We start from the raw sequence: 12641 nt of genomic DNA, 5'->3' as shown, positions 1-12641 counted from the left end.
CCGATGGGTGCTTTCTGATAACTATTTGTTTTTGAATAAGAAAATTATGACCGCTTAAGGTCTTGGCCAAATTTCAAGGGCCGGATTCGAGCCGCGAGGGAACATCTTCGTGATTGGAAGTCGTCGACCGACAAACCCACTTCGGGGTGGTCCGAGCGACGCGAAATTCCTCCCAAGGGCACGCCACTAGACGGACAGGACAAAAGAATACTGGAGTACTTAAAATGACCAAGATCGCTCTTACCGCCGCTGCCATCCTCGTTGCCACGGGCACTGCCTTTGCCGGCAGCGACAATTATGGCTCGGCCAACGCCAACCAGCCCACCGCCACCGTCGACAACTCGTTCACGGCTTCGATCCAGAAGTCGAACTCGACCGTCGAGAAGCCGGTAACGCAGGGCAGCGACCGCAACCTGTTCGGCAACCGCTAATCGCCTTTCCCGAACCAGTCGCAATCAGCCAAATATTCAAATCAGGAGTACTTAAAATGACCAAGATCGCACTCACAGCGGCCGCCATCCTCGTTGCCACGGGCACCGCTTTCGCCGGCAGCGACAACTACGGCTCCAACAATGTCAACCAGCCGGTTGCCAACCAGTCGGTTTCCAACATCGACACCTCGCACACCGGCTCGATTCCGAAGTCTGTAAGGGCACAGGGCGACGCCAATGCCAACGTGCCGGCCCAGTCTGGCCAGGGCATCTGGGGTCGTTGATTTCTGAAAAGTCTTCGACCACAAAGAGCGGTGGGCTCGGCCCGCCGCTCTTGTTTTTTGAGCGCGACGCCGATGCGCAGTCGCCATCCGACCCCGAAATTCGCCGATCTACAAAGCATCTCCAAGTTCGGGAATAAAACCGGACTGTCCATGGTCTTGTCCGTAGCGGAACCGTCCTCCCAAGACGCCGCCCAACGGAAGAACCAGGAGACTTGAAGATGAACAGGACCACCCTCATTGCCGCCGCCATCCTCGTTGCCACGGGCAGCGCTTTCGCCGGCAGCGACCACTATGGCTCCAACAACGCCAACCAACCGGTTGGCTCGGCAGCCGGCGTCGATCATGCCGTCACTGGCTCGGTCAAGACCATGGCTGAGCACAAGGCTGCGGATGCCAAGATGAAGACCACAACCGACTGGCCCGAACCCGGCCAGGGCATCTGGGGCAACTGATGTCTCGAGCGGATGTGGCGGGCCTGGCCTGCCGCATCTGGATGCTAGCCCAGATCCTTCGGCCGCAGACAATGCGTCAGCCGGGCGGAGGACAATCCGGACCAGTCACCCTCGAACACGAAGCGCGCAAGGGCTCCCGTCGGGAACTTTTCCTCGAGCCTCTTGCGGGCCTTGATCTCCGACATTGGCCCCGCAAGCTGTTTAGCCAGATCTTCCAGGCCCGGATTGTGGCCGACCACCAGCAAGCTGCCGCTCGATGGGTCGGCTTGACGAATCTGGTTCAGAATTTCCGCCGCTGAAGCACCATAGAGCGCCCTGGCGAATGCGACTTCGGGCAGCGCGGGCAATTCCATCGCCACCAGCCGCCAGCTGTCACGGGCTCGCAGCGCCGACGACACCAGCGCCAGGTCCGGCAGCCAATCGCGCGCGGCAAGGGCGCGCCCCATCAACTGGGCAGCCTTCAATCCGCGTTCGGCCAAGGGGCGGTCGAAATCATCAAGGTCGGGATCATCCCAGCTCGATTTGGCGTGGCGAAGCAGGAGCAGCTGTTTCCGGGAGGCAGACATGGATCAGAACAATGTCGACACGTCGCGCGCGCCATGCACGACACGAACGATCTCGATATGCTTTTGGGCAATACGATAGAGCACGAGGTAATTGCCTATCGTGAGCGCTCGCGCTTGGGCAGCGATGTCCGGTCTTAGCGGGCCGGATTCAGGGAAATCGGCGAGTTGCAAAATGCGCTCCGACACAGCGTTCAGCAAGCGGTCGGCGGCAAGCGGGCTGTCCGTGGCGATGGCAAACCAGATGTCGATCAGGTCGTTCTCGGCCGCCGGGCTGCGGACAATCGGGATGCCGGCCATCCGCTGCTACTTTGCGCCAGCGAGCCGACTACGGGCTTTCTGCTTGATGACCTCGATGTCGAAAGGTTCGAACGGACCGCTTTCTAGTCCTTCCGACCAAGCCCTGCGCAGCCGTTCCACTTCGGCTTCGCGCAAGGGCTGTCGCAGCCGCCACTCTCGCAAGGCTTCGCGGATTACTTCGCTCGCCGATCCGTACTGCCCGCTGGCTACGGCGCCCTTGACCATATCAAGCAGGTCCGGGGAAAGTGCTACGCTAACTTTCTCGACTGTTGACATCGACCTGTCTCCTTACCCAAATGGTAGCAAATATTGCTACCATTCTCAATAGCAAGGCTTACGGCGTGATGCGCGCCAGCTGTTCGAGATCGATCTCCTCGCGCAGCGGGGTCGGCGTGATGATCATCGCGGTTGCGTTGTCGGCGTCGTCGGCGAAGCGGGCAAAGACGGTGCGTCCGCGTTCCATCCGCGCCCTGCCTTCGGCGACCAGCCCCAGCGCCAGCGGATAGAGCCGGTGCTCGGCTTTCAGCACGCGGGCAGCCAGTGAATCGGTATTGTCGCCGACCATCACCGGCACCGCCGCCTGCGCGATGATCGGGCCGTCATCCATCTCCGACGTGACGAAATGCACCGTGCAGCCATGGATTCGCATGCCGGCGGCAAGCGCGCGCGCATGCGTGTCAAGACCCTTGAATGCCGGCAGCAGGGCAGGGTGGATGTTGATCATGCGGCCCTGCCATTTCTCGACGAAGCCGGTGGTGAGGATGCGCATATAGCCGGCCAGCGCCACGATTTCGGCATTGAATGCCGAAAGTGCTGCGTCGATCGCCGCATCATGCGCCTGCTTGCTGCCATGGCCGGCGCGGGAAATGACCTGCGTGGCGATGCCGCGCGCTTTGGCGATGCCGAGGCCGGCGGCGTCCGCTCTGTCGGAAATGACGCCGACGATCTCGGCCGGGAAAGCCGGGTCGCTGGCCGCCGCTATCAGCGCGGTCATGTTGGAGCCGCGCCCGGAGATCAGAACAACGGTACGTTTCCTCTGCACGCTCATAGGCCGATCGAGCCCCGATAGATGACACCGGCGTCGCGGCGCGGCACGATGCGGCCGATCGGCGTCACGGTCTCGCCGGCTTCCTGCAGCACGGCGGCGACCTGCGCCGCCCGGCCGGAGGCCACCGCCAAAATCATGCCGATGCCGCAATTGAAGGTGCGCATCATTTCTTCCGGCGCCACGCCGCCGGTCCTTGCCAGCCACGAGAACACCGCAGGCACGTCAATCGCCTCGAGGTCGAGTTCCGCCGAAAAGTCCTTGGGCAGCACGCGCGGAATGTTTTCCGGGAAGCCCCCGCCGGTGATGTGGGCCAGCGCCTTGATGCCATGCGTGTTGCGGATAGCCTTGAGGATCGACTTGACGTAGATGCGGGTCGGTTCGAGCAGCGCCTCGGCAAGCGTCGCCTCGTCGTTGAACGGCGCCGGGTCGCTCCAGGCGAGACCGCTGACGGCGACGATACGGCGCACCAGCGAAAATCCGTTCGAATGCAGGCCCGAGGAGGCCAGCCCCAGCAACACGTCGCCTTCGACGATGTCGTCGGTCGGCAGCAGCTGGCCGCGTTCGGCCGCGCCCACGGCAAAGCCGGCAAGATCGTAGTCGTTGCCATGATACATGCCAGGCATTTCCGCCGTTTCGCCGCCGATCAGCGCGCAGCCGGCCTGGCGGCAGCCCGCGGCGATGCCGCCGACGATCGCCGCGCCCTGATCGGGATCGAGCTTGCCGGTGGCGAAATAGTCGAGGAAGAACAACGGTTCCGCGCCCTGGACGACGATGTCGTTGACGCACATGGCGACGAGATCGATACCGATCGTGTCATGTTTTCCCGCATCGATGGCGATCTTCAGCTTGGTGCCGACGCCGTCATTGGCCGCGACCAGCACCGGATCGGTAAAGCCCGCCGCCTTGAGGTCGAACAGACCGCCGAAACCGCCGATCTCGCCATCGGCGCCTGGCCGCCGCGTCGCGCGCACCAGCGGCTTGATCTTCTCGACCATCAGGTTGCCCGCGTCGATATCGACGCCAGCCTCGGCATAGGTGAGCCCGTTCTTGCGCTTGCCTGTTTTTTGCTGGCTCGTGTCGCGCTTGCTCATCGCAATTTTCCTGCTCGTTTGCGGGCTCTTCGCATGAACGGTTTCAGTCCGCAAGGATAACGGCGGCCGAGGTGCGTTTCGACGTGACAAAACCGTGGACAGCAGCCTGTCCCTTGCACCCGCCCTGCGTCTCCATCATGTATCAGCAAGCAAACCCGATAGGCACGCATTTGACCATCCCCAACCTGATCACCATTCTGCGCCTTGTTCTGGTGCCAGCGGTGGTGCTGGCGATGCTTCAGGCGCGCTGGGAGTGGGCCTTTGCTGGCTTCCTCATCGCCGGCATCTCCGATGGCGTCGATGGCTTCATCGCCCGCCGTTTCAACCAGCAGTCCAGGCTCGGCGCCTATCTCGACCCGATGGCCGACAAGCTGCTGCTGGTCTCGGTGTTCGTCGTCATGGGCTTCATCGGGCAATTGCCGCTTTGGCTGGTGGTCATCATGGTGTCGCGCGACGCATTGATCGTCTGCGCGGTTGTGTTGTCCACCGTCATGGCCCATCCGGTCGAGATGAAGCCGCTTTTTGTGTCGAAGGCCAACACCGCCGTCCAGATCGTGCTGGCGGCGGTTGTGCTGGGCGAACTTGCCCTTGTCGTCAACCTCCACCCGCTGAGGCCAACCCTCATATTGCTGTCCGGGGTCTTGACCGTGGCTTCGGCCGCGGCCTATCTCGTGGCTTGGCTGAGGCATATGAGCGGCTATGGCGAAGGCTCCACTCCGGACATCTGAGACAGAAGCAGCAGCGGTGGAGGCTGAGGCCGCCGACCTTGCCGCATCAGCCGCCTTCCGTCGCCAGATCTTCTTCTGGCTGGCCGGCGCCGCGATCCTGGCACTTTTCCTCTATATCTTCAGCGCCATCCTGTTGCCCTTCGTCGCCGGCATGGTGCTTGCTTATTTCCTTGATCCCGTCGCCGACCGGCTGCAGCGGCTCGGCCTGTCCCGTTTCATGGCGACGGTGGTCATCCTCATCACTTTTCTCATCGTGCTGGTGCTGGCCTTCGTCATCCTCATTCCGGTTCTGGCCACGCAGATGGCGGATTTCGCCGGCAAATTGCCGGAGTACCTGACCCGGCTGCAGACCCTGATCACGTCGTTTGATCCGAAATGGCTGGAGCAGAAATTCGGCGTCAACGCCAATGGCCTGCGCGACGGGCTGAACTCGCTGCTGACCTCCGGCTTCGGCCTGCTTACCACGGTCTTCACCTCGATCTGGAGTTCCGGCGTGGCGCTGGTCTCCGTGGTCAGCCTGTTCGTGGTGACACCGGTTGTCGCCTTCTACATGCTGCTCGACTGGGATCGCATGGTGGCGGTCATCGACAGCTGGGTGCCGCGCGACAATGTCGCGACGGTGCGCGCCATCGCCAAGGACATCAACACCGCAACGGCCGGCTTCGTGCGCGGCCAGGGCACGCTTTGCCTGGTGCTGGGCGCCATGTATGCCACCGGCCTGACGCTGACCGGGCTGAATTTCGCCATCCTCATCGGCCTGTTCGCCGGGCTGATCTCCTTCATTCCCTATGTCGGCTCGCTGACCGGACTGGTGCTGGCCATCGGCGTCGCCTTCGTCCAGTTCTGGCCGGACTGGACCATGATCGTCGCCGTCGCCGTGGTCTTCGTCATCGGCCAATTCATCGAAGGCAATATCCTGCAGCCCAGGCTGGTTGGCAAAAGCGTCGGCCTGCACCCGGTATGGCTGATGTTTTCGCTGTTTGCCTTCGGCGCGCTGTTCGGCTTCGTCGGCTTGTTGATCGCGGTGCCGGCTTCCGCGGCGGTTGCCGTGCTGGTGCGGTTTGCCATAGCCCGCTATCTCGAATCGCCACTTTACAAGGGCCACGGCGAAGCATCTGTGCCGCGGCTCCCGGCCGGTCGTCGCAAGGCCATCAAGTCATGATCAGGCTGGTGACCAGACACCTTGCCGGCCCGCACGGCTGAGCCCGCATGAGCGACCAGAAAACCGACCCGCCGCGCCAGTTGCCGCTCGATCTCGGCCACGGCACCGGCTATTCGCGCGACGACCTCGTCGTCTCCGGCACCAATGGTCAGGCGGTGGCGCTGGTCGACCGCTGGCCAGACTGGCCCTCGCCGGTGGTGGTGCTGGCCGGTCCGGCCGGCTCCGGCAAGACACATCTGGCCTCGATCTGGCGTATGCGCGCCAACGCGGTGGCGGTCGACGCCGGGCGCATTGGCGACGGCATTGCAAATCTCGGCACCCGACCGGCGCTGATCGACGATGTCGATGCCGGGACGGTCGATGAACAAGGCCTGTTCCATCTGATCAATGCCGTGCGCAGTGCGGGCTCGACGCTGCTGTTGACGGCGCGGCGTTTTCCCTCGGCCTGGGGTGTTTCGCTGCCCGATCTCGCCTCGCGGCTCAAGGCGGCGGCGACGGTCGAGATCCATGAACCCGACGATCTCCTGCTCGCCGGCGTCATCACCAAGCTGTTCGCCGACCGCCAGATCGAGGTCGAAGCGCATGTCGTGCAGTATCTGGTGCGGCGCATCGAGCGCTCGCTGGCGACAGCCATGCGCGTGGTCGAGCGGCTCGACCGCACCGCGCTCGAGCGCAAGACGCCGATCACCAGGGCGCTCGCCGCCGAAACCGTCAGCGCCATGGATGAGGGGCAGGGCGAGTTCGAGATCTAGAGGGCCTTGATATCAGGTGATGCCGGCCTGCGAACGGCGGCTTCTCGCGTCTCCTGTCCCATTTCGGGAAATAGCAGCTGGCATCGGTCTTGCTGGTATAGTCTCGCCGGCTGACCCCGGTCCTGATTGCGTTCCAAATCAGGTTGTAGGCTCGCCGGGAGTGAGGCGGTTGGGGTTCTCGCCCGGCGAGCTTGCCTTCAAAAATGCATCGGGCGTTCGCTGGCGCCGCTGGCAATTGGACGCCAGCCATCTCATCGCCGATGAGGTGGCGAAGGAATGACTGCCATCTGCTCCCTGTCAGCGACGATTGAAGACTGACATAAAAGCGCCCACTGGCGCTGCGCCAGTGGCTGTCGACATCGCATTTCTGGGGGGGTCCGTGCGCGTATCCGTGCGCGAGATGGTCGGAGTGGAGAGATTCGAACTCCCGACCCTCTGGTCCCAAACCAGATGCGCTACCAGGCTGCGCTACACTCCGAACGATCTGTTGCCTATTCATTTCAGTGTTGCATGGCAAGCGCAAAAACCTTGCCGCCGTGCGCATTGCGCAGTAATGACGGGCAAAGGGTGGCGATGCTGCCTTGCACAGCAATGAGGTGGCCATGTCCGCGCGCATTTTCAGCCCAGCCAAAACCGCGATGCAGTCCGGCAAGGCCAAGACCGGCCACTGGGTGCTGGAATTCGACCCTGAGACGCGCAAGAAGATCGACCCTCTGATGGGCTACACCACGTCGGGAGACATGAGAAGCCAGATCAGGCTCGCCTTCGACACCAGGGAAGAGGCCGTGGCCTACGCCGAAAAAGAAGGGCTTGCCTACCGCGTCGAGGAGCCGAAAGAGGCCAAGCGCCGCCAGATTTCCTACGCGGAGAATTTCCGCTATGACCGCAGGACGCCCTGGACGCACTGAACGGCGGCCAGTGCCCGCGCCAAGTATCCAGCCGGCCCAGCGGCCGGCCAGCGGTCCCGTAGCTCAGCTGGATAGAGCACCGGCCTTCTAAGCCGATGGTCACAGGTTCGAATCCTGTCGGGATCGCCAATAATTTCAATAACTTAGTCGTGATGGGGGGCGGAATTCCGACCCGGCTAAGCCGAAATTCCCGCTGCTCAACTGTTTCGCTGTCACGGATGCGCTTGCGCCGACACGGCGTGCGATGAACATCAGGGCGTCGGTCCATGCCCCTGAATGGCACATGCCATCGTATTATTTCGTGACACCGCCTTTTCGGAACCTTCCCGCGCACGACGCGTTTCGGCGCCTGTATTCGCAAAGCCTCATACAAAGGCGGATAGGTGGGAGGCAAACACGGGTGGGGAGGAGTGTTGCCATGTCGAAACGAGAAATAGCAGTGTCCCCGGCGCTGGATCGGCGGATCGCCGATCTCAAGGCCAGGATACAGGACGCCCGGATTACAGAATACGAAATGAAGACCTTTCAGAAAGTGGCTTCCGTCATGGGCGGAGGCGAAGACTTCCTGCGTCTTGATGCCGACGACCTGATCGCTGCATCTTTCGTCGTCGACGCGCTGGGTGAACGAACGCTCAACTGACAGCTAGGCGGTCCAGTTTCGAGCGCTGCTTGCCCTTGCCCAGCCAACAGCTTGGTCCAAGCCTTCAAACCGGGAATCCGGGCGGTCGCCTTTCGGCGGCCGTCCTTTGGCGTTGGGGATTGCTTCCAAGGGAGTGGCGATGATCCTGCCGCAAAGCCGCCGACCGCGGGGCGCCTGTCATCCGCGCCGTGCCGGATGTCGAATTGGAAGCAAAGTCTTAGCACTTTGTTTGCGTTGGTACGTCATAGTAGAGACGGCTAACGGAGTTGAACGGGATGAAGCTTGATCTGTCGTCGACGAGCTGGGGCAGGGTGATCGCTGTCACTGCCGCCGGGACGGCATTCTTCATTGCGGTGGCGTTTTTCGTCGATTCCTTCAACTTCCCCTATCTCTCCTCCGAGGCCGTCTGGCGCGCACAGATGACCGACCTGCTGCTTCCCTTGGGGCTGGGCGGGTCGTTTCTGTTTTTCCTCATGTGGAAGATCCGCCAGTTGGCCATAGCCCAGCGTGACCTCAGCGTCATTGCCGCGACGGACAGCCTGACGGCGGTGCTGAACCGTGGCGCCTTCTCGATGTTGGTCGAGGCCTATCTTGAGCAGACCCGCAAGCAGGAGCAGCCCCATTCGAGCGCGCTGTTGATCATCGACGCCGACCATTTCAAGTTGATCAACGACCGCCTTGGCCATGACTGCGGCGACCAGGCGCTCAAGCTGATCGCGCAGGCGATCAAAGGCCAGCTGCGCGGCGGCGATATCGTCGGCCGTATCGGTGGCGAGGAATTCGGCGTGTTTCTTCCCGGCGTGGATCCCTCGCAATCCTGGGTGGTTGCCGAGAGCATCCGCCGACGCATTCGTGAGATGGACTTTTCTCCCGGCGGGCGTCCATGCCCGCTGTCGGTCAGCATTGGCGGCACAAGCTTCAGTGGGCCGACCACCTACGAAGCGATCTTCTCGGCAGCCGACAGACGGCTCTATGCGGCCAAGTCCAATGGACGGGATCAGGTCAGTTTCGATCCGGTCAACCCCTTGCAGGCGCCACCGCCGAGTGCTGCTACCGTGCATTGATCCACGCTCTCCCAGAGAGTGGAAGCTGCCGCCGACCGCTTCCTTGACGCTCCCTTACCGGTGTGCTTCCTCCGGGGAGATGATGTATGGGGCATCGCTAGGGACGTTCCTGCTTTCCTGAGTTGCTCGAGTGCCCGAGCCGCCGGTACAGCCACGGCCTCTTTGGATGCCGGCGAACGAATGGTGAGACGGGGTCGGGCAAGGCCAGGTAAGCACAGCGATCATGATCCATCTGTTCAACGGCTTTCAGAACCCCCTTGGCGGCAGCGAACTCGAAACCCTGGAACTGTACCGGCTGTTGAGTGCCGACTCGCGGGTGCGTCTGTGGGCAACCTCCTCCAGGGTGTCCGACGAGCTGATGCGACATTTTCCGATTCGCCGCATTTCGCCGCCAACGCGGAACGTGCCGGACGGCGGCACCTATGTCTTCCTCGGCGCGCATTGGCGCAACAAGGTGTGGCCCTACCTGATCCCGCGGCCGCGCCGGCTGATCTACGTCTTCAACACCTTTCACCCGAAGGTCATCGCGTTGACGACGCGCATGCCGCGAATGCTGGGCTGGCCCGACGCCGAACTGGTGCTGATTTCCGACTTTCAACGGCGCATGCTGCAGGTCGACGGCGTCGTGCATCCGTCGCCGATCGATATTGACCGTTTTGCGCCGCGGCTGGCCCGTCCGGATGGTCCGTTCACGGTGGGGCGGTTGAGCCGCGACACGCCAGACAAGCATCACGCAGACGACGTGGCGCTCTACGAGGCATTGCTGGCGGATGGCGTTGCGGTGCGAATTCAGGGCGGGATGCCTCTCAAGGACAGGCTCGCGCCGCATCCGCAACTCGAACTCCTGGCGCAGGGCCAATTCGCGGCCGAACAGTTCCTTCCGACGCTCGACGTGTTCTACTATCGCACCGGCTCGCATGTGGAGACATTCGGCCGCGTGGTGTTCGAGGCAATGGCCTGCGGTTTGCCCGTGGTCTGCCATTCGCATGGCGGCTACGCCGATCATATCAGGCATGGCGAAAATGGTTTCCTGTTCGAAACGACCCAGCAGGCGGCGCGGATCCTGGCCGAACTCAAAGCCGATCCGGCGCTGCGGGCGACAGTCGGCCACAAGGCACGGCAGACCGTCGAGCAGTTGTTTTCGTCGCAGGCGCTGCGGCAGCGGCTGGACTTCTATCTGCGTTAGCGGCTCCTCGCCGTCCTCCCTCTCCTGGCCGCGCGACATTGTATCCGGCCCGTTTGGCATGGATCTCGACATCGCGCTAAAGGTGGGCAAGCAGGTGTGAATCGCCGGGCGGACGGTATCGGCGCGCCAACAGATTGAATGGGACTTTCTACCGATGACACCAATGGGCGGCGCGGCACTGCTGATCCTTGTCCTGACCTATGCCGGTGTCGCCATTGGCCGCATCCCTGGCCTGCGCCTGGACAGGGCGGGGATCGCGCTGCTCGGTGGGGCCGCGATGATCGCCATCGGCGCGCTCAGCATGGAGGATGCCTACCGCGCGATCAATTTCGACACCATCACACTGTTGCTCGGTATGATGATCGTGGTGGCGCATCTGAAGGTCTCCGGCGCCTTTCGCGGCCTTGGCGCCATCGCCATCGAGCACGCGCATGCGCCTTTCATGCTGCTGGTCATGGTGACGTTGCTGACCGGCGTGCTGTCGGCTTTCCTGGTCAATGACGCCATCTGCCTTGTCATGGCGCCGATCGTCGTCCACGTCACCCGCGTCATCAAGCGCAACCCAATCCCCTACTTGATCGCCACCGCCACCGCATCCAATTGCGGCAGCGTCGCCACCATCACCGGCAATCCGCAAAACATGGTCATCGGCGCGCTGTCGGGCATTTCGTATCCGGCCTTTTCGGCGGCACTGGCTCCGGTCGCGCTATTTGGCCTCGTCGCGGTCATCGCCATCGTGCGCATCGTCTACCGCGCCGAATTCGCCCGCACCGCCCAACTGACACCCGAGGTGTCACGCGGCCGCATGCACCGGGGACAGGTGTTGAAGGCGGTGGTGGTCTGCGTCGGGCTGGCCATCGCCTTCTTCGCCGGCGTGCCTGTCGCCAAGGCGGCGCTGATCGGCGGCGCCATTCTCCTGCTCACCCGTGCCATCAAGCCGGAACGCATCTACCGCGAGATCGACGGGCCGTTGCTGTTCATGTTCGCCGGCCTGTTCGTAGTGGTCGCCGGCGCCGAAAAGACGCTGCTGACCCCTGACCTCATCACCTCCGCCAAGGGGCTCGGGCTGGACGATGTCTGGCGGCTGTCCGGCTTCACCGCGGTGCTCTCCAACATCATGAGCAATGTGCCGGCCGTGCTGGCGCTGCGGCCGTTCATACCCGGCCTCGAAAACCCGGAACGCGCCTGGCTGGTGGTGGCGATGAGCTCGACGCTGGCGGGCAATTTCACGCTGCTCGGCTCGGTCGCCAACCTGATCGTTGCCGAGCAGGCCAAGAACGCCGGCACACAGCTGTCCTTCGGCGCCTTCTTCAAGGTCGGCTTGCCACTGACACTGATAACGCTCGTCGCCGGCACGGCATGGCTGGCGTTCGCTTTCTAAGCCTTGCCACTTGAAGTTCGCGCCCGGACCAGGGTCGCCGCGGCTCGTCCCGCGGCTTCGATATAGTCGGGATTGCGGTGGATCAGCATGATCGAAAAGCAGCCATCGATCAGCAGAACGATCTCGCGCGCCAAGGCTTGCGGCTCCTCGACGCCATGGTTGGACAATGCGCCAGCCAGCCAGGTTTCGAAATTTGACTTGTGTCGCGATCCGACCTTGATCGCCGGGTGCCCAGGCATCGAGGCGAGTTCCGCGGCGGTGCGCAGGAAGCCGCATCCTTTCCACTTCGGATGGCGCGCGGCCCGTGCCAGATTGGTGAAGATCGCCTCGGCCTTGCGATCCGCGCCGCCTTCGGCGGCATCGAACCAGCCGGCCATACGCTTCAGATTGGGTTGGTCGCGGCCATCGAGATAGGCGGCGATGAGGTCGTCCTTGCTCTTGAAGTGGTAATAAAGCGTCCGCTTGGTGAGCCCCGCTTCCTCGGCAACGGCATCGACGCTGACACGGCCGATACCTTCCGCGTAAAACAGCCTGGTAGCGGCATCGACAATGCGCTTGCGAGTAGGGCTCTGTGCTTCGGGCATGAGCCTAAGTATACCGACTAGTGAATATACACAAGCGGCAAAGCGCGTCACCTTCCAGCCTATCAGC

The 12641-nt window shown here is 62.7% G+C and carries 17 protein-coding genes and 2 tRNA genes; 12 read left to right on the top strand and 7 right to left on the bottom strand.

The annotated features are described in order from the left end of the window. Window positions 1–224 precede the first annotated feature (224 nt). The 3 genes from AC56QQ_RS22740 (at window position 225) to AC56QQ_RS22730 (ending at window position 1167) form a co-directional block, all read left to right on the top strand. The gene (locus AC56QQ_RS22740) at window positions 225–431 is read left to right on the top strand and encodes a DUF680 domain-containing protein (RefSeq protein WP_497123454.1); all 207 of its coding nucleotides are present in this window, start codon (window positions 225–227) and stop codon (window positions 429–431) included. 56 nt (window positions 432–487) lie between these two features. After that, window positions 488–715 (top strand): DUF680 domain-containing protein, encoded by a 228-nt coding sequence (locus AC56QQ_RS22735; protein WP_497123453.1) that lies wholly within the window; start codon window positions 488–490, stop codon window positions 713–715. Between the two features lie 218 nt (window positions 716–933). Beyond that, the gene (locus tag AC56QQ_RS22730) at window positions 934–1167 is read left to right on the top strand and encodes a DUF680 domain-containing protein (protein ID WP_497123452.1); all 234 of its coding nucleotides are present in this window, start codon (window positions 934–936) and stop codon (window positions 1165–1167) included. Window positions 1168–1211: 44 nt separating this feature from the next. Here AC56QQ_RS22730 and AC56QQ_RS22725 read toward each other — a convergent pair whose 3' ends face one another. Genes AC56QQ_RS22725 through purM form a run of 5 tightly spaced genes read right to left on the bottom strand, consistent with a single transcriptional unit; the run spans window position 1212 to window position 4169 of the window. Next, window positions 1212–1733 carry a SixA phosphatase family protein gene (locus AC56QQ_RS22725; protein WP_497123451.1) on the bottom strand — a complete coding sequence of 174 codons (522 nt, stop codon included), beginning with the start codon at window positions 1731–1733 and terminating at the stop codon, window positions 1212–1214. 3 nt (window positions 1734–1736) lie between these two features. Beyond that, window positions 1737–2030, bottom strand: a complete 294-nt coding sequence (locus tag AC56QQ_RS22720) for a type II toxin-antitoxin system RelE/ParE family toxin (protein WP_497123450.1) — start codon at window positions 2028–2030, stop codon at window positions 1737–1739. Between the two features lie 6 nt (window positions 2031–2036). After that, complete coding sequence (locus tag AC56QQ_RS22715) at window positions 2037–2306, bottom strand: type II toxin-antitoxin system ParD family antitoxin (protein ID WP_489860690.1); 270 nt, start codon at window positions 2304–2306, stop codon at window positions 2037–2039. A gap of 58 nt (window positions 2307–2364) precedes the next feature. After that, entirely contained in the window at window positions 2365–3078 is a 714-nt protein-coding gene (gene purN / locus AC56QQ_RS22710; RefSeq protein ID WP_497123449.1) for a phosphoribosylglycinamide formyltransferase, read from the bottom strand. Beyond that, window positions 3075–4169 carry a phosphoribosylformylglycinamidine cyclo-ligase gene (purM, locus tag AC56QQ_RS22705; RefSeq protein WP_497123448.1) on the bottom strand — a complete coding sequence of 365 codons (1095 nt, stop codon included), beginning with the start codon at window positions 4167–4169 and terminating at the stop codon, window positions 3075–3077. The genes purN and purM overlap by 4 nt, the downstream gene beginning before the upstream one ends. A gap of 170 nt (window positions 4170–4339) precedes the next feature. Here purM and AC56QQ_RS22700 point away from each other — a divergent pair, with 170 nt between their 5' ends. From AC56QQ_RS22700 to hdaA, 3 genes are read left to right on the top strand one after another with little or no spacing between them, the layout of a single operon-like run. Next, a complete protein-coding gene (locus AC56QQ_RS22700; RefSeq protein ID WP_256749833.1) occupies window positions 4340–4897 on the top strand; it encodes a CDP-alcohol phosphatidyltransferase family protein in 558 nt (185 codons plus the stop codon). Further along, entirely contained in the window at window positions 4869–6059 is a 1191-nt protein-coding gene (locus AC56QQ_RS22695; RefSeq protein ID WP_497123447.1) for an AI-2E family transporter, read from the top strand. Before AC56QQ_RS22700 ends, AC56QQ_RS22695 begins: the two co-directional genes overlap by 29 nt. 47 nt (window positions 6060–6106) lie before the next feature. Next, entirely contained in the window at window positions 6107–6811 is a 705-nt protein-coding gene (gene hdaA, locus AC56QQ_RS22690) for a DnaA regulatory inactivator HdaA (protein ID WP_497123446.1), read from the top strand. 401 nt (window positions 6812–7212) lie between these two features. On the opposite strand, the gene AC56QQ_RS22685 is transcribed toward hdaA, so the two are convergent. Beyond that, window positions 7213–7289 (bottom strand) — tRNA-Pro (locus AC56QQ_RS22685). Between the two features lie 124 nt (window positions 7290–7413). On the opposite strand from AC56QQ_RS22685, the gene AC56QQ_RS22680 reads away from it, so the two are divergent. The 6 genes from AC56QQ_RS22680 to AC56QQ_RS22655 all read left to right on the top strand — a co-directional run bounded on the left by AC56QQ_RS22680 (window position 7414) and on the right by AC56QQ_RS22655 (window position 11990). Then, window positions 7414–7719 (top strand): ETC complex I subunit, encoded by a 306-nt coding sequence (locus AC56QQ_RS22680; protein WP_091577283.1) that lies wholly within the window; start codon window positions 7414–7416, stop codon window positions 7717–7719. Between the two features lie 52 nt (window positions 7720–7771). Beyond that, window positions 7772–7848 (top strand) — tRNA-Arg (locus AC56QQ_RS22675). Between the two features lie 289 nt (window positions 7849–8137). Further along, the gene (locus AC56QQ_RS22670) at window positions 8138–8359 is read left to right on the top strand and encodes a hypothetical protein (RefSeq protein WP_497123445.1); all 222 of its coding nucleotides are present in this window, start codon (window positions 8138–8140) and stop codon (window positions 8357–8359) included. A 275-nt stretch (window positions 8360–8634) separates the two neighbouring features. After that, window positions 8635–9423, top strand: a complete 789-nt coding sequence (locus AC56QQ_RS22665) for a GGDEF domain-containing protein (protein WP_497123444.1) — start codon at window positions 8635–8637, stop codon at window positions 9421–9423. 223 nt (window positions 9424–9646) lie between these two features. Further along, the gene (locus tag AC56QQ_RS22660) at window positions 9647–10609 is read left to right on the top strand and encodes a glycosyltransferase family 4 protein (RefSeq protein WP_497123443.1); all 963 of its coding nucleotides are present in this window, start codon (window positions 9647–9649) and stop codon (window positions 10607–10609) included. Between the two features lie 154 nt (window positions 10610–10763). Then, on the top strand, window positions 10764–11990 hold the full coding sequence (locus AC56QQ_RS22655) for an anion transporter (protein WP_497123442.1): 1227 nt from the start codon (window positions 10764–10766) through the stop codon (window positions 11988–11990). On the opposite strand, the gene AC56QQ_RS22650 is transcribed toward AC56QQ_RS22655, so the two are convergent. Then, entirely contained in the window at window positions 11987–12574 is a 588-nt protein-coding gene (locus tag AC56QQ_RS22650; protein WP_489860699.1) for a TetR/AcrR family transcriptional regulator, read from the bottom strand. The genes AC56QQ_RS22655 and AC56QQ_RS22650 overlap by 4 nt on opposite strands. Between the last annotated feature and the right edge of the window lie 67 nt (window positions 12575–12641).

Source organism: Mesorhizobium sp. RCAM 05099, from assembly GCF_059683685.1.
This window is presented reverse-complemented; position numbering and strand designations above follow the sequence as displayed.